The 22,631-nt window shown below is 68.9% G+C and carries 7 protein-coding genes; 3 read left to right on the top strand and 4 right to left on the bottom strand.

The window, feature by feature from the left end; translation table 11 throughout:
• Positions 1 to 9 precede the first annotated feature (9 nt).
• Genes EV672_RS07665 through EV672_RS07655 form a run of 3 tightly spaced genes read right to left on the bottom strand, consistent with a single transcriptional unit; the run spans position 10 to position 16,489 of the window.
• Complete coding sequence (locus tag EV672_RS07665) at positions 10 to 849, bottom strand: alpha/beta hydrolase (protein WP_133607906.1); 840 nt, start codon at positions 847 to 849, stop codon at positions 10 to 12.
• On the bottom strand, positions 846 to 1,643 hold the full coding sequence (locus EV672_RS07660; RefSeq protein ID WP_166643498.1) for a serine aminopeptidase domain-containing protein: 798 nt from the start codon (positions 1,641 to 1,643) through the stop codon (positions 846 to 848). Before EV672_RS07660 ends, EV672_RS07665 begins: the two co-directional genes overlap by 4 nt.
• Positions 1,644 to 1,654: 11 nt before the next feature.
• Positions 1,655 to 16,489 carry a non-ribosomal peptide synthetase/type I polyketide synthase gene (locus tag EV672_RS07655; RefSeq protein WP_166643497.1) on the bottom strand — a complete coding sequence of 4,945 codons (14,835 nt, stop codon included), beginning with the start codon at positions 16,487 to 16,489 and terminating at the stop codon, positions 1,655 to 1,657.
• Between the two features lie 390 nt (positions 16,490 to 16,879).
• Here EV672_RS07655 and dusA point away from each other — a divergent pair, with 390 nt between their 5' ends.
• Both dusA and EV672_RS07645 read left to right on the top strand, forming a co-directional pair.
• Complete coding sequence (dusA, locus tag EV672_RS07650; protein WP_279536177.1) at positions 16,880 to 17,941, top strand: tRNA dihydrouridine(20/20a) synthase DusA; 1,062 nt, start codon at positions 16,880 to 16,882, stop codon at positions 17,939 to 17,941.
• Between the two features lie 37 nt (positions 17,942 to 17,978).
• Entirely contained in the window at positions 17,979 to 19,073 is a 1,095-nt protein-coding gene (locus EV672_RS07645) for an adenosine deaminase (protein ID WP_133607898.1), read from the top strand.
• Here EV672_RS07645 and EV672_RS07640 read toward each other — a convergent pair.
• Complete coding sequence (locus EV672_RS07640; protein WP_133607896.1) at positions 19,055 to 19,912, bottom strand: DODA-type extradiol aromatic ring-opening family dioxygenase; 858 nt, start codon at positions 19,910 to 19,912, stop codon at positions 19,055 to 19,057. The two genes, EV672_RS07645 and EV672_RS07640, sit on opposite strands and share 19 nt — an antisense overlap.
• Before the next feature lie 69 nt (positions 19,913 to 19,981).
• Between EV672_RS07640 and EV672_RS07635 the strand changes: the two genes are divergently transcribed.
• The gene (locus tag EV672_RS07635) at positions 19,982 to 22,591 is read left to right on the top strand and encodes an ABC transporter permease (RefSeq protein WP_133607894.1); all 2,610 of its coding nucleotides are present in this window, start codon (positions 19,982 to 19,984) and stop codon (positions 22,589 to 22,591) included.
• Positions 22,592 to 22,631 lie beyond the last annotated feature (40 nt).

Raw genomic sequence — 22,631 nt, 5'->3', positions numbered from 1 at the left:
GGCTGAGCGTCAGGCGAGGAGGGCGGCAAACCGGGTCACCGACCCGATCAATCGGCGTTGTGCATGCAGGGTCGTGGCTGTGTGGTCCATGTCGGGCAAGAGGTCGCAGGGCACCGTGGCGACGGCGCCGTGGCCGCGGAACGCATCCCGCCACTGGCTGTCGTGGTTGTAGCGCCAGAACATGTCGCCGGAGTACACCAGTTGCAGGCGAACCTGCCGGTCGATCAGCGCCTGGATGCGCTGTGCGAACTCGGCTTTGGGTGGCGTGGGGTAGGCATTGTCGTTGAGCAAAGCCTGCTCACGCTGTGCCGTGGGGGCAGGGCGCAGGCGCGAGGTGAGCAACTGCGCAGCCTTCTTTGTCCAGCGTGCCAGGGTGCCGGTGAAATCCAGCTGCAACTGGCGGCGCGCGCGCACCCACAGTGTTTTGCGCGTCGGGTAGGCATGGGTGTCCATGAGCCACAGGGCCTTGAGGCGCTCGTCGGCAATGGCCGCGGCAATGCCGTGGTGGGCTCCAGAGCAAATGCCGGCCAGCGCAAATTGCTGGACGGATGTGAGGCGCTGCAAGTGGTCCATGGCGGCCTTCAGGTCGGACACGGCCTGTTGCTCGAAGGTGAGCGCCGCATCGCTGGGCAGGCTGTCACCCAGCCCTGACAGGTCCATGCGCAGCACGGTGAAGCCCTGCGATGCCAGTTCGCGTGCCAGTTTGACGTTGATGCGGTGTGGTCCCATGCGCGGGATCACGCCCGCATTGAGCAGCAGGATGGCTGTGGCGCGGGGCTCTCCGGTCGGTTGGATGAGCGTGCCCACCAGGCGGTTGGCGGGGCCGAAGCTCAGGATGTGTTCGGTCATGCCGCAGCTCCCGTGGCAGCAAATGCGAGCAGGCGCAGCAGTTCAGGTGGTGCGACAGTGCTTCCCCTGGCTTCCTCCTGGAACCAGTCGATGCGGGTCGGCGTGTTCAGGTGCTGCCACGCCACGCCTCGGGCTTGCAAGCGCTTGGCCAGGCCCAGGGTGACTGCACCCTCCTGTGAGGCAATGTGCACGCAGACCTCGGCGCAGGTCGGGTTCAGCTGCGCCGCTCCCACGGCTTGCAGTTGCCGGATCCATGTTTCGCTGACCGCGAAGCCCAGGACTTCGTCTTTCACCTGCTCGGCAGGACGTTGGGCATGGATGAACGGTGAAAAGCTGTGTTGAGCGTGGGCCTTGCCCAATTCATGGAGGTAGCGTGGGCCGTCCAGGATGGGCTCCCACAGCACGATGCGCTCTGGTGTGCCCTTGCCCATGCTGGATGCCATCATGGCCAGGGTGCCCCCGAGGCGGCTGCCCAGCCAGGTGGTGCTGTGCGCACGGGTGCGCCGGCTCAGTTCGTCGTGGGCCGTGAGGATGTCATCGCACCACTCGGTCAGGGTGGCATCGGCGTCGGCACCCGCTGACTCTCCCGTGCCGTGGTAGTCAAAGCGCATCACGTGGATGCCTTGGCGTGCGAGTTGATCCGCCAGCAAACGGTGCAGCAGCTGGACCCGGACGGCCTCTTGGCCGAAGGGCGGGCACAGGAGCACTTGCTGTGCTGTGCGTTGGGCGGGGGCGGGCGGGTGGTACACACCATAGAGCCGACGCTCCGTGGGGCCGAAAAAAAAGGGTGTCATGTCAAACGCGCTCATCGGCCCAGCCATCGGCTGAGCCAGCCTTCTCGGGCGGTGCTGCGGGCTGGGCTGCTCGGCGCTTCGGGCTGGCGCGCAGCTGGCGCATCAGCCAGGGTGGCGGGGGCATCGGTGGCGGCCAGTTGTCCAAGGGTTTCGAAGATCAAGCGCCGCACGTTGATCGTCACGCCGGTGCGGTGCTTGATCTCGGTCACGGCCCGCATGGCCAGCAAGGAATGGCCGCCCAGGTTGAAGAAGTTGTCGTCCAGGCCGACGTCTTCGGTGTCGAGCAATTCCCGCCAGATGCTGGCCATGGCCTGGGCCAGCGGGGTGGTTGGATGGCGTTTGGACTCGGCGGTCGCCGGGTGGTTGGCGGGGGCTGCCGCTGGGCGCGGCAACGCTGCGCGGTCCACCTTGCCGTTGGGCAGCAGGGGCAGCGCGTCCAGCAGCACGATGTGCTGGGGCAGCATGTGGTCCGGCAGGGTCAGGGCGAGCTGCGCCTTCAGGGTCTGCGTGTCTGCAGGGGGTGCCTGCCGGTCGGTGGGCACGGCGTAAGCCACCAGGCGGACATCGCCCGGATGGTCCTCGCGTGTCACTGCCACGGCTTGCGACAGGGCGGGGATGGCAAGCAGCGCCGCTTCGATTTCCCCGAGTTCGATGCGGTGGCCGCGGACCTTGACCTGGTGGTCCAGGCGCCCCAGGTGCTCGAGTTCGCCGTCGGCACACCAGCGGGCCAGATCGCCCGTGCGGTAGAGGCGGGCGCCTGGCTTCGACTGGAACGGGTCTTGCACAAAGCGTTCGGCGGTGAGTTCTGGGCGGTAGAGGTAGCCCAAGGTCACGCCATCGCCGCCGATGCAGAGCTCGCCCGGGCAGCCGATGGGGCAAGGCTGGCCCATCGCGTCGAGGATGTGGACTTGCGTGTTGGCAATGGGCTGGCCAATCCGCACGCCTTGCTCGGGGCTTTTGACCTGCCAGCAGGTGGACCACACCGTGGTTTCCGTGGGGCCGTACATGTTCCAGACGGCTTGGCTGCGGGTCAGCAGGTCCGATGCCAGCCGAGCCGACAGTGCTTCCCCACCGACCAGGGCCGTGAAGCCGGCGTGGCCACGCCAGCCCGCATCGATCAAGGCATGCCAGGTGCTGGGGGTGGCCTGCATGACGTCGATGTTGTCTTCGAGCAGGGCCTTGAGCAGGAAGGGGGCCCGGGTGTCCTCGGTACGGCACAGCACCACTTCGGCGCCCACCATCAAGGGCAGAAGCAGTTCCAGGACCGAGATGTCGAAGCTCAGTGTGGTGATGGCCAACAGGCGCTGGCGGGCTTGCAGCCCGGGTTCGCGCGCCATGCTGCGCAGGAAGTTCACCACGGCGCCATGCGGCACCACCACGCCCTTGGGCTTGCCGGTGGAGCCGGAGGTGTAGATCACGTAGGCGGGATCGACCAGGGTGGCATCGCGCTGAGCATCGGGTGCGCCAGCGGTGGTGGGTTGCTGCTGGATGCGCAGGTCGTCGAGGTCGGTCAGCAGGGTCTTGTCGCGGGGCCATGTCAGGGCGTGCACGGCGTCTGAGCGGCTGATGACCCAGGCCAGACGGGCATCTTCGGCCATGTGGGCCAGGCGCTCTGCCGGGTAGTGGGGGTCCAGCGGCACGTAGGCGGCTCCGGCCAGCAGCACACCCAGCAAGCTGGTCAGCAAGTCGGGGCACCGGGGCATGCAGACGCCAACCAGGTCGCCGCGGCCCAGGCCTTGCGCGCGCAGGTGGTGGGCGATCTGCTGGGCGCGGGCCCAGAGCTCCGCGTGGGAGAGTGGGCGTTCGCCGGCTTGGCTCAGGGCGATGTCGTTGCTGTGGGCGTGCTGTTGCTGCATCAGCAGGTCCACCAGGTTGGTGGCTTCGGGCCACACGGTGGCGGTGTCGTTCCACTGCCGCAGGGCTTGAAGCTCGCGCTGGGACGACAAGGACACGTGCAGCACGCGGGTGTCGGTCAGGCTGCCCAGGCGGTGCAGCAGGTCTGACAGGCGCTCGGCAAAGAGCTGGATGCTGGCTTCGCTGAACAGGCCGGTGTCGTAGCTGAGCGTGAACTCGATGTCGTCTGGCGTTTCAACGCACCACAGGCCCAGATCCTGGGCGGCACCGACCATGGGGGTGTCGTGGCGCTGGTGGGTCAAGTTGCCCCACGCGGCGCTGCGCTCGCGGGCGTCCTGGTACGAAAACAGGGCCTGGTACAGCGGCGAACGGCTGGTGTCGCGGGGGGGGCGCAGTGTGCGGACCAGGTGGTCCATGGGGACGTCCGGGTGCGACAGGGCGTCGATCACATGGCGCTGCACCTGCGCAAGCCATTCGCCGACCGTCGCGTCGGCGCGAGGGCGCAGCCTCACGGGCAGCGTGTTGACGAAGAAGCCGATCAGCGACTCCAGTTCGGGGTGGTCACGACCGCGGACCGGGGTGCCAATCACCAGGTCGTCCTGCCCCGTGAGTTTGTGCAGCAACAGGCCGAAGGCGCCCAGCAGGGTGCTGAAGAGGGTGCGCCCTGTGCCTTGCGCTGCAGCCCTGAGCGTCTGGGTGGTCTGAGGGTCCAGGCGGAACACGAGCGAAGCACCTTGACCCAACATCACCGCGGGGCGGACATGGTCGGTGGGCAGGGCCAGCGGCGCGGGCAGCGGGGTCAACTGCTCCCGCCAGAAAGCGGTCTGGCGTTGCAGTTCTTCCCCGCTCATCCATTGCTGGTGCCACGCAGCGAAGTCACCGTGGCTGACCGGCAAGGCGGGCAGTTCGGCTGGGCGGCCCGCCAGCGCGGCGGCGTAGAGCTCGGAGAGCTCGTCGTTGAAGACCTGGAAGGACCAGCCGTCCCAGATCAGGTGGTGGACGAGCAGGAAGAGCACGTGGTCTTGCGTGCCCAGCTTGAAGAGGCGCAGGGCGACCAGGGGGCCTTTTTCGAGGTCGAAGGGCTCGCGCGAAAGCGCCGCGATCCGAGCGTTCAGGGCGGCCTCACGTTCATGCTGGCTCAGTGCGCTCAAGTCTTCCAGCGCGATGGCGGATGCGCCCTGTGCGGGCAGGATGCGTTGGCGGTCGCCGGTGGGTGTGCGCTCGATCACCGTGCGCAAGGCGGCCTGCCGCGTCACCAGCTGTTGCCAGGCCTGATTCAGCGCGTCGGTGTCCAGGGGGCCGATCAGCCGGTGGGCGGACGGGATGTTGTGGGCTACGCCGTGGGGGTTCAGGTTCTCCAGGTACCAGACGCGCTGCTGCATCTGCGACAGCGGGGCCGTGTCCTGCTCTGGCCGGTGCGGAATCACCGGGCCTGGGTCCGACGGCGGGGTCGGCAAAACGCCGGCGTGCCCGCCCAGGGCTTGTGCCAGCTTTCGGGGCGTGGGGTTGTCGAAGATGGTGTGGACCGTCACCGACTGGCCGGTGCGGGCGCGGATCTGGGTCACCGCCCGCATCACGAGCAGGGAGTGGCCACCGCGGTCGAAGAAGTCGTCGTCCAGCAGGAACTGTGGCAAGCCCAGCAGGCCACGCCAGACCTCGGCGATCGTCTCCTCCAGGCTGCTGCCCTTGGCTGCGGGCGATGCGGCCGCTGCAGGTGCGGTCGGGGGGGCGTTCAGCGCTGGCGTGGCATCGGTCTGCACCGAGCCGGGTGAAAAATCGTAGCCCGACAGCGGGCGGTCGGGGTCGGTCACGACATCGCGCAGGAGCTGCTCCAGGCTCTTGGCGAAGTGACCCACCGAAGCGGTCTCCAGCACATCGGCGTTGAAGGTGAAGACGAACTCGACGTGGTTGCGCGTTTCAACGCACCACAGCGCCAGGTCCTGGGCTGCGCCCAGCATCGGGGTGGGCATGCGCTGGTGATCGACGTTGCCCCAGCGGGTGGTGCGTTCGCGCACGTCCTGGTAGGAGAAGCTGACCTGGTGGATGGGCGGGCGGCTGCGGTCGCGCGGCACCTGCATCACATGCACGAGGTGGTCGAAAGGCACGTCGGGGTAGGAGAACGCATCGACCACCTGGCGGTGCACGGCAGCGAGCCAGTCGGCCAGCGTCATGTCGGCACGCGGCTGCATGCGCAAGGGCAGCATGTTGACGAAGAAGCCCATCAGGTGTTCCAGGGCGGGCTGTTCACGGCCGCGCACGGGGGTGCCGATGACGAAGTCGTCCTGCTTGCTCACGCGGTGCAGGGCCAGGGCGTAGGCGGCCAGCAAGGTGATGTAGAGCGTGCGTCCGTTCTGCTGGGCTTGGGCGCGCAGTGCGTCGGTGATGTCCTTGGCCAGGTTGAACTGGAAGGATCCGCCACGGCCCGACATCACGGGCGGCCGCGGGTGGTCGATCGGGAATGCCAGTGGTGGCGGCAGGGGTGTGAGCTGCTCGCGCCAGTAGCCCAGCTGGCGCTGCAGTTCGGGGCCGGCCATCCAGGCGTTGTGCCAGGCGGCGAAGTCCCCGTAACTCACGGTCAAGGGCGGCAGGTGTGGCTCGCGGCCTTCCAGGCAGGCGCTGTAGAGCTCGGGCAGGTCCACGTACAAGAGGTCGAAGGACCACGCGTCCCAGACCAGGTGGTGCGCCTGGAACAGCAGGCCGTGCTCATCCGGGGAGAGGCGGAACAGCCTGGCGGTGAAGAGGGGCCCCTTCTCCAGGTCATAGGGCGTCTCGACCAGCTGGGCGATGACCTTGTTCATCGCGGGCTTGCGCTCGTCGGGCGGCAGCTGGCTGAAGTCGTCGAAGGGGATGAGGCTGAAGGGCAGCTCGGGCAGGATGCGCTGCACATCGCCCTCAGGCCCCCGTTCGACCACGGTGCGCAACACACTCTGGCGTTGCACCAGCAGCTGCCAGGCCCGGTTGAAGGCTTCCACATTCAGAGGTCCCAGGAGGCGGTGTCCGGTGGGGATGCTGTGAACGACGGTGCCCGGCGTGAGGTTCTCGAGGAACCAGACGCGCTCTTGCATCTGCGACAGCGGCGCGGTGGACTGGTCTGCCCGGATGGGGATGGTGTCGGCGGTGTCCGGGCCGGTCGATGTGACCGCAGGCTGGAACGCTGTCATCTGCCACAGGGCCTGGCCCAGCTGGCGCGGGGTGGGGTTGTCGAAGATCAGGCGCAGGCCGGGGCGCTGTCCCAGGGCCTTGGCCAGCGAAGCCGACAGCTTGGCGGCCATCAGCGAGTGCCCGCCTTGCTCGAAGAAGTGGTCCGTGTCGGCCAGGCGCTCACGACCGAGCAGTTGCCCCATCTCACGGGCGACCGTGTCGATGGCTTGCGCAGCCGGGCCCGGTGTCGAGGTCGAGGCCGAGGCCGGTGTGCTTGCGGTGGCCGCCGGTGTGGGTTCAGCGGCCGCCGTGACCGCAATCGCCGCAGCGGGCACGGGCAGTGCTTTGCGGTCGATCTTGTTGTTGGGCAACAAGGGCAATGTCGGCAGGGCCAGCACGGTGCGCGGCACCATGTAGTCGGGCAGCGTCTGGCGCAAGGCCGAGCGCAGCGCGGCGGTGTCCAGTGCCGCGCCAGCCTGAGGCACGACATAGCCGACCAGGGCCATGTCGCCGGGTGTGATTTCAAGGGCCACCACCACGGCGCGCGAGACGCCGGCGAGCTGCTCCAGCTGAGCCTCGATTTCGCCCAGCTCGATGCGGTAGCCGCGGATCTTGACCTGGAAGTCCATGCGGCCCAGGTGCTCGAGTTGACCGTCCTCGCGCCAGCGGCCGAGGTCGCCGGTGCGGTAAACCGGGCGGCTCGCACCGGGGGCCCAGGGCAGCGTCACGAAGCGTTCGGCGGTGAGGTCCGGGCGCCCGTCGTAGCCCAGTGCGACGCCCTCGCCGCCAATGCAGAGCTCGCCCTCGGCGCCGATCGGCAGTGGCCGCAGCGCCTCGTCAAGGACCCAGACCTGGGTGTTGTCGATCGGGCGTCCGATGCAGATCTTGGCCGCCGGGTCGGTCACGTGCGAGAGCGTGGACCACACGGTGGTTTCCGTCGGGCCGTACATGTTCCAGACGTCGCAGCCCTTGGCCAGCAAGGCCGCAGCCAGTGCAGCGGGCAAGGGTTCGCCGCCCACCAGGGCTCGGAAGCCACGGGGTGGCTGCCAGCCTGCGTCCAGCAGGAGGTGCCAGGTGGTGGGTGTGGCCTGCATGACGGTGACGCCTTGCTGCGCAGCCAGGGCCATCAAGGCTTCGCCATCCATGGCCTGGTCACGTGTGGCCAGCACCACGGTGCCACCGACATGCAGCGGCAGCAACAGCTCCAGCACAGCGATGTCGAAGCTCAAGGTGGTGACAGCGAGCAGGCGGTCGGACGCTTGCAGGCCCGGCTCACGCGCCATCGACGCCAGGAAATTGCACACCGCGCGGTGAGGCACGGCCACGCCCTTGGGGCGCCCGGTCGAGCCAGAGGTGTAGATCACGTAGGCGGGGGCCTCCGCGTCGGTCTGTGGGGGCAGCGGGGCGTCGCTGAGGGCGTCCAGCAGCGCAGCGTCGCGGTCGAGCTGCAATTGCATGGCGTCGGGCAAGCCACTGGCGTGGGCGCAGGACGAGTGGGTGATGACCCGGCTCAGCGCGGCGTCTTGCGCCATCATCTGCAGGCGTTCGGCCGGAAAGCCCGGGTCCATCGGGACGTAGGCCGCGCCGGACTTGAGCACGCCGAGCAGCGCGGGCAGCAGGTGGCGACCGCGTGGCAGGCTGATGCCCACACGGTGGCCAGGCCCCACACCGAGGCTCTGCAGCATGCGCCCGATGCGGTTGGACTGTGACGCCAGCGCCTGGTGGCTGAGGCTGCCTTCGTGGGTCACGATGGCGGTGGACGATGGCGAGCGCTGCGCCTGGTGCGACAACCAGGCCTCCACACGGGCGGGGCTCGCCAGCGCGCGGTCGGTCTGGTTCCATGCGCGCAAGCGTGCATCCAGCGCCATCTGAGGGCTGGCGTTTGCCGGTGCCAGCAGGTCCATCAGCCGGTCCACCAGTGCCTGTGCGCGGGCCGGGCTCAGGTACTCGGTGCTGTGGTGCAGGTCGAGTGTCAGCGCATCGGGCTGCTCATAGAAATTGAAGAAAACCTCGCTCAGCAGGCCGCGTTTGCGGCCTTCGTGCATGGTCGCTTCCAGGGGCGCCCAGGCCGACAGATCGACCTTGGGGTTGAGATTGAAGTAGATCGACGTGAGGGCCGGGCGGCTGCCCTCGGCTTGCAGACCGAGCGCACGGGCGGCTGTGCCTTGCGTCATCAGCGGGTGGTCCATGGCGTCCATCAGCGCGCCTTTGGTGCGGCGCACGCGCTCGCTGACGGATTCGCCCTCACGCGTCTGCAGGCGCAATGGCAGGTCCAGCACCCCATCGGCCAGCAGCGGGGCATGGCGCGCCAGGCTTTGGGCGGCATATGGGATGCTGACCACGATGTCCCTTTGGCCGCTTTCCTGGGCGATGAAGTCCGCCACGGATTGCAGCAGCCACTGGAACAAAGTGGCGTCGTGGGCCTTGGCCTGTGCCTTGAGTTGCAGCAGCGCAGTCCCGTCAATGCGGGCGCGAACGGTGTCGGCTGCGAAGGTGCGCGGCCCGGTCGGAGCCCGGTCGCCCAGCGCCACGGCGGGTGGCAAGTCCTGGAGCACCTGTTTCCAGTGGCTCACACTGGCTTGGCCATCGGCACCAGCAAAGCGGGCATGCTCGGCGTCGGCGAACTGCAGAGGCGATGCGGCGGGTGACCATTGTGGCGCTTGGCCTTGGCTGCGGGCGCGGTAGGCCTGGGCCAATTCGGCATTGAACACGCTGGAGGCCCAGCCATCGAAGACCAGGTGGCTGGCCACGACGTGCACCACCACGCGACCATCGGCCAGGCTCAGGATGCTGGCGCGCGCCAGCGGCGCCTGGTCGAGGGGGAAGTCGGTGGCGCTGGCCTGCCAGGCGTGCTGGTCAAGGGCCTGATCGCCGTCGGGCCAGGCCCGCAGATCGATTTCGGCAATGGGCACCTGGGTGTCTGCATGGCGCGTCTGGCGGGGCTGGTCCAGGTCGAAACTCAGCTTGAAGGCATCGTGGCGTTGCAGCACGTCCTGCAGTGCTTGCTTGAGCGCCGCGGCATTCACCTGGCCTTTCAAGGTCACGCAGAAAGATTCATTGAGGGCCAGGCGTGCCGCCGGGTCGTACATGGCGGCCAGCCAGCGCTCGGTCTGCCCTGGCGCCAGGGCCGAGGATGTGGCCGAGGCCGAGGTCGAGATCGAAGTCGAAGTCGAAGTGTGCGCCAGCGGGACGCCACCCTCGCGGGCTGCGATCAAGCCCTGCGCCATCAACTCGTCGAGCACGCGGATGAAGGTGTCGGCGATGAGGTCGGTGTCGGCGTCGCTCATCGCCTCGGTCACGAAGTGGCCGAATTGCTCGTACAGGTGCAGGCCGTGGAACCGCGCCAGGTAATAGAACAGGCTGATGTGGCGGGTGTTGTCGTCCCAGGACAGCCGCCACAGCGTGGCACAGTGCACGGCCTTGACCGGCGCGTTGCGTGCAGCGAACGCGGCATTCAGCTTGTCGGCCATGCGCTGTGTGCGTGCGTTGAGCGTCTGGTACAGCGCATGCCCGCCGCGTTTCAGGTGCTGCAGCGTGGCGCGTGCCGCGGCCAGGGCCAGCGGGTGGCGCACGAAGGTGCCGGCGAAGTAGGTCACGCCCGCTTCGGGGTAGGAGTCGTCGCCGTACTGCCAGTGGCCGCCGTCCAGCGCGTCCATCCACAGGCTGCCACCGGCGATTGCGGCGAAGGGCAGGCCACCACCGATGATCTTGCCGTAGGTGGCGATGTCGGCGCGCACGCCGTAGAACTCCTGGGCGCCGCCCGGGGCCACGCGGAAGCCCGTCACCACCTCGTCGAAGATCAGCGCCGCGCCGCCTTGCGTGGCGATTTCGCGCAGTTGCTTGACGAACGCGGTGGGCTGCAGCGTCGGGTATTTGTTCTGGATCGGCTCGATCATGATGGCCGCCAGCTCGTGTGCACATTGGCGCAGCACCTCCAGCGATTCGGTGCTGTCGTAGTCCAGCACCAGGATGTTTTCCACCGCGTTGGCCAGGATGCCGGGTGCGGCCGACAGCGAGCGCAGCTGCTTGGTGCCGCGCACGATGACCTCGTCAAAGATGCCGTGGTAGCTGTTGTTGAAAATGGCGATCTTCTTGCGACCCGTGACCGTGCGGGCCATGCGCATGGCGCCCATCACGGCTTCGGAGCCGGTGTTGCAGAAGGCCACGCGCTCCATGCCGGTCAGGTCGGAGATGAGCTGGGCCACCTCGGCGGCCATGGGGTGCTGCGGGCCCACTTCGATGCCGCGCTGTAGCTGCTCGATCATGGCCTGCGTGACCTCGGCGGGCTTGTAGCCCAGCAGGTTCGCGCCGAAGCAGGACAGCAGGTCGATGTACGCGTTGCCATCGATGTCCCAGATGCGGGCGCCCTCGGAGCGGTCGGCCACGATGGGATAGACCAGGTCCTTCCACAGCGGGTTGAAGCCGGTCACCACGCGCGGGTCGGACATCACCTTGCGGTGCGCCTGGCTGAAGGCCTTGGAGCGGCCGGTGCGCGCGTTGTAGCGCTGGATGAAGTCATCGATCCATTGCTGCTGTGCGGGCGTGACATCGTTCTGCGCGCTCAGCACGATGCGTGCAGATGCGCCGAAGGGCTTCTCCAGCAGGGCGTTCTTGCCGGGTTGCTCAGCGTGGGCTGGCGCGACAAGCGCCGGGGGGGCGGCCTGGGCCAAGGTGGCAGGCACTGGGGCAGGTACTGCGGTATGAGGCTGCACGGCAGCTTGCCCAGACATCAAGGCCAGCTGCTGCGACATGAGCTGCATTTGCTGCTGAATCAGCTGCTGCAAAGCGTTGTCGCCGGCCGCAGGCATGGCCGCAGCGACAGGCACAGGTGCCAAAGGTGCCGCGGGTGCTGTGAAGGCCACCGCAGCTGGCGGCGCGAACCGGTCCGCAGGCAACTGGCCATCGAAGAAAGTGGCCAGCTTGGCCAGGGTGTCCAGGTCTTCCAGCAGGCGGCGGAAGCGCAGCTTGATGCCGAAGGTCTTTTCGAACTCCAGGGTTGCCTGGGTCAGTGACAGCGAATCCAGCCCCAGGTCCACGAAGGTGGCGTCGCGCTGGGCGGACTCCGGCGGCAGGCCGGCCACCTCACTGAGGATGCGGGCGATTTCTTGCTCGATGCGGGGCAGTCTGTTCATGGCAAGCGGCAGAGAGGGGCTGGAGGATGGGGAGATGTGTGCTGTGGCGGCGGCACTGCGGGTGAACCAGTGCACGTCGCGTCGGAAGGGGTAGCTTGGCAAAGCCAGGCGGGGGCTTTGCGCTGGCACAGGCCAGGCGATGTCGGCGCCGATGGCCCACAACTGGCCCAGCGCCTGCATGGCATGGCGAGCCGGCTCGTGGGTGCTTCGGACGGTGCCCTGGGTGGTGCTCTGGACCGCCGCTTGGGCCGAGCTCAGCAGCGGCACGGTGGGCGAGGGGGGGGCGCTGCCATCGCGGTGTTGCCGCAGCAGGGCCGTGAGGGCCTGGCCGGGGCCGACCTCGACGAACACCGTCTGGCCCTGAGCCTGCTCGGCCAGCACGGCGCGGCTGAAGGCCACGGGGGCGCGCACCTGGCGGGCCCAGTAGCCAGGATCGATGGCTTCGTCCGCACGCAAAGGCGCGCCGCTGATGCACGAATACACCGTGACCTGGGGCGGCTGCAAGCGTGCCTGGGCCAGTGCGGCGTGCACGCGCGGCAGTGCGCCGTCCATGGACGCGCTGTGGAAGGCATGGGAGACCTTCAGGCGCGTCACGCCGATGTCGCGCGCTTCCAGCGTGGTGGCCACTGCCGCGATGTCGGCATGCGGCCCAGCGATCACCGTGAGCTGCGGCGCGTTCAGCGCGGCGATGTCCACCGTGGCGGGCAGCAAGGCTGTCAGGGTGTTGGCGTCCGTGCGAACGGCCAGCATCGCGCCGCCCGGTTGCGCGAACATGGCTTCACCGCGGGCGATGACGGCCCGCATGGCATCGCCCACATCCATCACGCCGGCATGGCAAGCCGCGGCATATTCACCGATGCTGTGGCCGATCATGGCCTGTGGCTTCAAGCCCAGGCTGTCCAGCCAGGCGCCCAGCGCGTAGGACACGGCGAACAAGGCCGGCTGCGCATGGCGGGTTTCGGCCAGCGCCTCCGCTGCCTGGGCATCGTCCGGGCTGGCCTGCGTGAGCAAGTGGCGCAGCGTTTGTGCCAAAGCCTCGGGCGCTGCGGCCAGGCATTGCTCAAAGGCTTCCTGGAAGGCCGGCAAGGCTTCGCACAGGCCGCGGGCCATGCCGGGGTGCTGCGAGCCCTGGCCCGGGAACAGGAAGACCAGCCGCGGCGTGCGCAGGCTGGTGCTGTGCCCTTGCACCTTCTGCAGCGCTTCAATGGCCTCGGCCACGGTGGACGCCACCACGGATGTCCGCAGCGGCATGGCCTGGCGACCGCGCATCAGGGTGGCCGCCACCGCGCTCAACGTCAGCGCTGGCTGGCGGTGTTGCACCTCTTGCAGGTGGCGAGCGAGGTCCGCGGCACGCTGGCGCAAGGCGTCCGGGTGCTTGGCCGACAGCGGCAGCAGCTGCAGCGATGCGGGTTGATCGGGCTGATCGGTTTCAGCTGGCGCCTGCACATTGCGCAAGGCGGCCGCAGGCGCTTCCTGCACGATCACATGGGCGTTGGTGCCGCCCACCCCGAAGGAGCTCACGGCGGCCCGGCGCGGCGTCGCGCCAGACGCATCGCCTGCGTCTGCCCGTGGCCAGGCCTGCGCCTGTGCGCTGACGTGGAACGGCGTGCTGGCGAAATCGATCTGCGGGTTGGGCTGCTCGAAGTGCAGGGTGCCCGGCACGCACTCGCGGTGCAGCGCCATCGTGGCCTTGATCAGGCCCAGCACGCCTGCGGCGGCCACCAGGTGACCGACATGGCCCTTGACCGAGCCCAGCAGGCAAAAGCCGGTGTCGGCCGTGTCCTCGGACCAGGCCCGCGTGAGCGCCGCCACCTCGATGGGGTCGCCCAGGGCCGTGCCCGTGCCATGCGCTTCGACGTAGCCGATGCTGCGCGCATCGACCTCGGCGTGTGCCAGTGCCATGCGGATGGCCTGGGCCTGACCGCTCACGCTGGGGGCCGTGAAGCTGGCCTTGTCGCCGCCATCGTTGTTGAGGCCCACGCCCTGGATGACGCCATACACCGTGTCGCCATCGGCCAGGGCCTGCGACAGGCGCTTGAGCACCACCACGCCACCGCCGCTGCCGAACACCGTGCCCGAGGCCTGCGCGTCGAACGGACGGCAGCGGCCGTCGGCCGATTCCATGCCGCCTTCCACGTGGAGGTAGCCACCGGCTTGCGGCACGATCACGGTGACGCCGCCGGCCAGCGCCACATCGCACTGACCTTGCGCCAGCGCGTGCCAGGCCTGGGCCACGGCCACCAGCGAGGTCGAGCACGCCGTGTGCACGGCCACGGCCGGGCCGTGGAAGTTCAGCCGGTGCGCCACCCGCGTGGCCACGTAGTCCTTCTCGTTGGCCAGCATGGTGGTGAACTCGCCGGCCTGGGCGATCAGGCCCGGGTCCTCGGCGCGCATGGCCGGCAGGTAGCCGTTGTTGGCCACGCCCGCGTACACGCCGACGCGGTCGGCCGAGCGCGTGGGGTCGATGCCAGCGTGCTCCAGGCCCGTCCAGCACAGCTCCAGGAAGATGCGCTGCTGCGGGTCCAGCAGGCGGGCTTCTCGGGCGGAGATGCCGAAGAAGCCGGCGTCGAAGCAATCCGCATCCGACAACACACCGCGCGCCGCCACGAAGTTCGGCTGGCTGCGCAAGGCTTCGGGCACCGAGGGGTCGATGTCTTCAGAGCGGAAACGGCGGATGGCCTCCTTGCCGTCCAGCAGGTGCTGCCAGAAGGTGTCGAGGTCATGCGCATCGTCCACGCGCACGGCCATGCCGACGATGGCCATGCCTTCGCCGGTGTGTCCGCCCGCTTGTCCGCCCACCTGTCCGCCCGCCTTGCGCGTTGCAGCGCTGGGGCCAGATCCGCGCGTGGCCAGCGCGGTCAGGCCTGAGACGCTGGGTCGGTCATAGACGTCGGCCACGCTGAGCTTGATGCCAGCTTCTTTCATGCGGGCCACAAAGCGCATCACCATCAGGGAGCGCGCGCCCAAGTCGAACAGCTGCGCGTCGTCGTCCAGCTGGGGCAGGCCCAGCAGTTCTTGCCAGACGGCGCGGATCACGTCGCCAGGGCGGCCCGCCGCATTGGCGCTCTGCGGCAGCGAGGTGCCTGCTTGCGTGCCGGCATGCGTGTTCAGGGCCACCGGCGGCAGCCCGCGCCGGTCGATCTTGCCGCTCGGTGTGGTGGGCAGGCGCGCCAGCACGGCGAAGCGCACCGGGATCATGTACTCGGGCACACGGCTGCGCAGCCAGTGGCGCCATTCGGCCACCGGCGGTGCGCTGGCATCGGCCTGAGCGCCGGGGCGCAGCACCACGTGTGCCGTGAGAACGCGGCTGCCATCGGCATCCTGCGGGGCCGTGACCACGGCATCCTGAAGCGTGGGGTGGGCCATCAGGGCCAGTTCGATGTCGCCGGGTTCGATGCGAAAGCCGTCCACCTTGAGCTGCTGGTCGGCGCGGCCGAGGTAGGTCAACACGCCAGATGCGTCCATGCGCACCAGGTCGCCGGTGACGTACCAGCGGCCGGGGTGGTCGTCCACGGCGTCGAGGAAGCGCTCGCCGCTGAGGTCGGCGCGGCCCAGGTAGCCTGCGGCCAGGCAGTCGCCACCGAGCAGCAGCTCGCCTTCGGTCGCGGCGCCGCCGTTCTGCACAGTGTTTGCTTGCGCGGCGGCGGCCTGCTTGGCGTCTTCACCGGTGCCGTTGTTGTCGGCCACCGGGCGCAGCCACACCGCGACGTGTGGCAGCGCTTGCCCGATGGGTGGGATGTCCGGCCAGGCCTGCGGATCGCCCGCCAGCTCGTGGGCGGTGACGACGTGGCTTTCGGTCGGGCCGTAATGGTTGTGCAGCACGGCACCGTGCTGCCGGGCGAACAGGGCGCGGATGTCGGGGGTGATCTGCAATTGCTCGCCGGCGCTCACGACGTCCTGCAGATGAAGGGGGGCGCCGTCGGTGCTGGCCACGGCCTCTGCATCGGCCTGGGCCAGCATCTGCAGGGCCACGTAGGGCAGGTAGAGGCGCGACACCTGCATCTCGGCCAGGGCCTGGTGCAGCCGGGCCGGGTCGCGCCGCGCTTCGTCGGACACCAGCACCAGCGTGCCGCCGGTGGCCACGGTCGAGGCGATTTCCTGGAAGTGGACGTCGAAGGACAGCGGGGCGAACTGCAAAGTGCGGGCGGCCTGGCCCAGACGTGGGTGTGCCACGTGCCAGCCAATCAGGTGCGCCAGCGGTTGGCAGCCCATGGCCACGCCTTTGGGGCGCCCTGTGGAGCCCGAAGTGAACAGCACATAGGCCAGATCACCCGTGTCGGCATGAGGCGGGACGCTCACCGGCGCGGGGGCGGCCAGGGTGGGCAGGTCGGGCACGAGCGCCCGCAAGCTTTGCAAGGCGCTCGCTTCGCCCACCACGGCGCGCACCTGGGCATCTTGCAACATGGCTTGCAGGCGCTCGGCGGGGTAGCTCAGATCCAGCGGAACATAAGCCAGGCCGGCTTCGATGGCCGCCAGGATGGACACGATGGTGTCCGCACTGCGGGTGGCCGCGATGCCCAGGCGCTGGCCGGGGCGCAATCCTGCCGCCAACCAGGCATCGTGCCTTTGCGAAACATGCGCTGCCAGGGCCTGGTACGTCCAGCACACCCCCAGCCCTTCCAGTGCGATGGCGTCGGGCTGGCGAGCGGCAGTCTGGCGCAGTGCCTGGCGAATCTGGCAAAACGGCAGAGGGTTTGTGGAATGTGCGGCGGGTGGCATGCCTGGCAAATGTTGAATGGAGGTCATTTCACTGCCCCCGCATCCGAACCGCCAGGGTGAATCGGACGCGCTTTTGCGCGAGGCGCAAAGTGGGCAGGCTCTCCGTGTTCATTTCGGCCAGATCGGGCTGCGCTTGAATGGGTGCAGCGCAAGGATGCCCACGCTGCAGGGACGATGACGCCTTGTCGTGCGTTTTGCTAATATGTGAAAATTGCACATTGATACATACGCACGCCATCGGCATCTCCCTTTTGATGTCATTGTGAGGGTAGTAACTTCGTGTATCAGCCCCCAGTTTGAAGGTGCCCTCATTTTCCAGCCGAGTGTTGCTGATTTGTCTTAAGCTCGGTTATCCGATATTCCCAAGTTTGCTTGCCCGTGTCTGTTGTTTTGCCCCCTGAAGAAACCTTGTCACCCTGGCGCGCCTGCGTGGCACCCATGCTCGACTGGACTGACAGACACTGTCGCTACTTCCACCGCCTGCTGAGCCCGCACGCGCGGCTCTACACCGAGATGTTGACCACCGGTGCCATCGTGCACGGCGGCATGCACCGTTTCCTGGATTACGACGAGCGCGAGCACCCCGTCGCCTTGCAACTCGGTGGCAGCGAGCCCGCCGACCTGGCCCACTGCGCGAAACTGGCCCAGCAATGGGGGTATGACGAGGTCAACCTCAATTGCGGCTGCCCCAGCGAGCGGGTGCAGCGGGGTGCCTTTGGCGCCTGCCTGATGAACGAGGCCACCTTGGTGGCCGACTGCGTCAAGGCCATGATCGATGCCGTCGGTGGCGACCCGAAGGTGCCCATCACGGTCAAGCACCGCATCGGCATCGACCAGGGCGAGTCTTACGATTTTGTGCGCGACTTCGTGGGCACGGTGGCCGATGTCGGCTGCCATGTCTTCATCGTGCACGCGCGCAATGCCTGGCTCAAGGGCCTGAGCCCCAAGGAAAACCGCGAGATCCCGCCCTTGCGCTACGACGTGGTGCACCGCCTCAAGCAGGACTTCCCGCAGCTGACCATCGTGCTCAACGGCGGTCTGGCCGACAACGCCGCCAGCCTGGCGCAACTGCAGCCCGGCGCCGTGCTCGACGGCGTGGCGCTGGATGGCGTCATGGTGGGCCGCGCGGCGTACCACACGCCCTGGATCCTGTCGGAGTGGGACGAGCTCTTCTTCGGCCAGCCGGCCCGCAGCGAGGCGCTCACGCGCGAGGCCGTCGAGGCCGAGATGGTCGCCTACGTCGAGCGCGAGATGGCACGCACCCAAGGCTGGGCGCACGGCGAGGTGCGCTGGCACCAGGTGATCCGCCACATTCTGGGGCTTTACAACGGCCTGCCCGGCGCGCGGCGCTGGCGCCAGGTGTGGTCCGACCACACGCTCAAACACCATCTGCCGTCCGAGGTGATGCGCCTGGCGCACCAGCGGCCCGAGCGCGCGCCTGAGGCGGCCTGAGTCGGTTCCCGGTTCGTCACCCAACTGAGATTTGCCCATGACCGCACCGACCCCAGCCCCGACCCCAGCGCCCACCCCTGCACAGCTCGCCGCCATCCCCGCCGAGCGCATCCCGGCGCTGCTGCAGGCCATGCCCAAAGCCGAGTTGCACCTGCACATCGAAGGCTCGCTGGAGCCCGAGCGCATCTTCGCGCTGGCGCAGCGCAACGGCGTCAGCCTGCCTTACCCCAGCGTCGAGGCCCTGCGCGCGGCCTGCGCCTTCACCGACCTGCAAAGCTTCCTGGACATCTACTACGCCGGCGCGTCGGTGCTGCTCACCGAGCAGGACTTCCACGACATGGCCTGGGACTACCTGATCAAGGCGCAGGCCGACCACGTGGTGCACGTCGAGGTGTTCTTCGACCCGCAGACGCACACCGCGCGGGGCGTGCCCTTCGAGGTCGTCATCCGCGGGCTGAAGTCGGCCTGTGACCGTGCCGAGCGCGAGCTGGGCGTCAGCGCAGCGCTGATCATGTGCTTCCTGCGCCACCTCAGCGGAGACGATGCCTCGCGGACGCTGGACGAGGCCTTGCCCTTCCGTGAAATGTTCATCGGCGTCGGCCTGGATTCCAGCGAGCGCGGCCACCCGCCCGAGAAGTTCGCCCGGGTCTTCGCGCGTTGCCGCGAGCTGGGCCTGCACCTCGTGGCCCATGCGGGCGAGGAAGGGCCCCCTGCCTACATCGAGAGCGCGCTGGATGTGCTCCGCGTCGAGCGCATCGACCATGGCGTGCGTTGCCTGGAAGATCCGGCCCTGGTGGCGCGCCTGGCCCGCGACGGTGTGCCGCTGACGGTCTGCCCGCTGTCCAACGTCAAGCTTTGCGTGTTCCCGGACCTGGCGCATCACAACCTGAAGGCGTTGTTGGCCGCCGGCTTGAAGGTGACGCTCAACTCGGACGATCCGGCCTACTTCGGCGGCTACATCAACCAGAACTACCTGGACACCTTCGCCGCACTGAAGCTCGATGTGGTCGCGGCCTACACCCTGGCGCGCAACAGCCTGGAGGCCAGCTTCGTCAGCGAGGCGCGCAAGGCCGCGTGGGTGGACGACCTCAACCGGGTGTTTCGCGCGTTCGCTCAGGCCTCGGCCAACTGAGCCGCGCCCGCGCCGAAGCCGTAGGCGTCCATGGCCAGGTGGCCGTGGGTGACGCTGCCGTGCAGGCGCGTGGCCACGGGCCAGGGTTGATCGCTCTCGCTGGCGGCACCGGCCGCGAAGTAGAAGGGCAGCCAGTGCTCGTCGGTCGGGTGCATGGCGACGGCGTGTGGCGCCAGGCGGCGGTAGTCCAGCAGCTCGGGCCACAGGCCGCCTTCGGCCGTGCGCTGCACCCAGGCGCGGAACTCGGCGCAATCGGGCGCTTCGGCCGCACCCGCGGGGCTGGGCCGCTGGAAGAAGCGCTGCAGGTTGTGGGTCAGGCTGCCCGAACCGATGACCAGCACGCCCTCGTGGCGCAAGGAGGCCAGCGCCCGGCCTGTCTCGAACACCTGCTGCGGGCTGGCGTGCGGCGTCAGGGACACAGGCACCACCGGCACATCGGCCTGCGGGTAGAGGTGCATCAGCGGGGTCCAGATGCCATGGTCGAGCCCGCCTTGCTCCGTCCAGGTGGCACCGATGCCCGCTTGCTGGAGCCGCTTGGCCACGTCCTTGGACAGCACCGCGTCGCCAGGGACGTCGTAGCGCAAGGCATACAAGGCTTCGGGGAAGCCACCGAAGTCATGGATGGCCTGGTGGGCCGGCGCGCCCAGCACGAAGGGCGTGCGGGTGGCGGTGTGCGGTGACATCGCCACGATGGCGCGCGGCCTGCCGTGCAGCGCGTCGATGTGCTGTCCCAGGCTTTGCATGAAGAGGCCGGCCTCCCGGGGCTCCACGGCGATCATCGGAGAGCCATGGGACAGGAACAGCGTGGGCAGCGGGGTGGATGGCGAAGCGGCGGTCATGCGGCAAGTGTGCGCGAAAGCTGCCATCATGTGCCTCCCCTTTGCGCAAGTCCCCTCGCCTTGGTCCACATGCCGGTATCGCCCAGTCCCTCCTTGCCAGCCACCTCTGCCGCTGTCTCTGTGTCTGCCTGGCGCTGGGCCCTGGTCCAGACCCGGCGCGACCTGCGGGCCGGCAGCATGCGCTTCCTCTTGCTGGCCGTGGTGCTCGCGGTGGCTGCGCTGACGGCGGTGGCCTTCTTCGCAGACCGCATCGAGCGGGGCCTGAGCCGGGACGCGGCCCAGCTGCTGGGTGGCGATGCCGTGGTGGTGGCCGACCAGCCCGTGCCGGACGAGTTCGCCAAGCGCGCCATCGCAGCGGGTTTGCGCACGGCCCGCACGGCGGTGTTCGCCAGCATGGCGCGCGCGCCAGACGAGCAAGGCGGCGAGGCCAAGCTCGCTGCCATCAAGGCGGTCAGCCCCGGGCACCCGCTGCGCGGTCGGCTCACCCTGGGTCGCCTGTCGGCCGATGGCAGTGTGCAAGCGACCGGCCCTGGCGCCATCGGTGGGCCGCCGCCTGGTCACGCCTGGGTGGACCCGGGGCTCTTGCTGGGGCTCAGGCTGAAGGTGGGCGACCGCGTTTGGCTGGGCGAGGCGAGTTTCGTGATCGATGCCGTCATCGCCTCGGAGCCCGACCGTGGCGCCGGATTCATGAATTTTTCGCCGCGCGTGATGGTCCGCGAGGCCGACCTGCCGGCCACCCAGCTCGTCCAGCCGGCCAGCCGCGTGACCTACCGCCTGCTGGTGGCGGGTGCCGACCGCCCCTCGCGCGATGTGGCACGCACCGAGGCGCCCCTGCTGGCACGCTTCGTGAGCGACAGCCAGGCCCTGGCCCGCAGCGCCCGCGGTGTGCGCGTCGAGACGCTGGAGCAGGGCCGCCCCGAAATGCGCGCCACCCTCGACCGCGCCGGCCTGTTCCTGCGCCTGGTGGCCCTGCTGGCGGCCTTGCTGTCGGCGGTGGCGGTGGCGCTGGTGTCCCGCGATTTCGCCCAGCGCCGCCTGGACGACTGCGCCTTGCTGCGCGTGCTGGGCGTGCCCCAGCGCACCATGGCCTGGGCCTACACCTGGCAGTTCCTGTTCATGGGCGTGCTGGCCAGCGTGCTGGGCCTGGGTCTGGGCTGGGCCTTCCACCTGGTGTTCGTTGACCTGCTGGCCGGTCTGGTGGGGGTGGCCCTGCCTGCGGCCGGTCTGCAGCCCGTGGCCTTGGGGCTGGGCGTGGGCGTCTTGCTGACCGTGGGCTTTGGCCTGCCGCCCGTGCTGCAACTGGCGCGTGTGCCGCCGCTGCGTGTCCTGCGCCGCGAGCTGGGCGCTTTGCGGCCCTTGTCGCTGGGCATGGGCGTGCTCGGTGGGGCGGCCCTGCTGGGCCTGCTCATGGCCGTGGCGCGCGACATCCAGCTCGGTGGCATCGCCCTGGGCGGTTTCGCCGGCGCCATGCTGGCCTTCGCGGTGCTGGGCGGCCTGGCCGTGCAGGCCTTGCGCATGCTGGCCCAGCGCCTGGCCGGGCGCATGCCCACCTGGTGGACCTTGGGCACGCGCCAGCTCACGGCCCAGCCGGGGCACACCATCGTGCAGGTCTGTGCCCTGGGCGTGGGCCTGCTGGCGCTGATGCTGCTGGTGCTCATCCGCACCGACCTGATCGCCAGCTGGCGTTCGGCGACCCCGCCCGACGCCCCCAACCGTTTCGTCATCAACATCCAGCCCGACCAGGTCGAGGCCTTCCAGCGCACCCTGCGCGAAGCCGGTGTGGCGGGTTTCGACTGGTACCCCATGAGCCGCGCGCGCCTGGTGGCCATCAATGGCAAGGCCGTCCAGCCCAAGGACCACACCGAAGAGCGCGCCCAGCGCCTGCTGGACCGCGAGTTCAACCTCAGCCATGCGGCCCGCGCGCCCAGCCACAACACGGTGGTGTCGGGCCGCTACCTGCCCGAAGAGCCCGGCGCCTACAGCGTCGAGGAAGGCCTGGCCAAGACCCTGGGCCTGAAGCTGGGCGACCGCCTGCGCTTTGACATGGCCGGCCACGTCGAAGAGGGCCGCATCACCAGCCTGCGCAAGGTGGACTGGTCGTCCATGCGCGTCAATTTCTTCGTGATGGCGCCGTCCCGCCAGATGCCCGAGTGGCCCGTGAGCTACATCACGGCCTTCCGCATGCCGCCTGGCGCCAAGCTGGACAGCCTGCTGGTGCAGCAGTTCCCCAACGTCACGGTGGTGGACGTCTCGGCCACGCTGGCGCAGCTGCAGTCGGTGCTGACGCAGGTGATCACGGCAGTCGAGTTCCTCTTCGTCTTCACCCTGGCCGCGGGCCTCATCGTGCTGATGGCCGGGCTGATGACCTCGCGCGAACGCCGCGCCCGGGAGTGGGCCATCTTGCGCTCATTGGGGGCGACGCAAAAGCTGCTGGCCCAGGTGCAGCGCTTCGAGCTGATCGGCCTGGGCGCGCTGGCGGGCACGCTGGCTTCGGTGGCGGCCTTGGGCGTGGGCTGGGCCTTGTCGTCCAAGGTCTTCGATTTTCCCTGGCAGCCCCCGCTGGTGTGGCCCTTGATCGGGGCCGCGGTGGGCGCCGTGCTGGCCTGGGTGGCCGGCTGGTGGACGCTGCGGGGCGTGCTGGGACGCCCGGTGGCGCAGACCTTGCGCCAACTGGACTGACTGACTGACTGACGCCTTGGCCTCACGGGCAAGGCGAGGT

Origin of the sequence: Aquabacterium commune, assembly GCF_004362855.1 — a bacterium.
GTDB lineage: Bacteria > Pseudomonadota > Gammaproteobacteria > Burkholderiales > Burkholderiaceae_C > Aquabacterium > Aquabacterium commune.
This window is presented reverse-complemented; position numbering and strand designations above follow the sequence as displayed.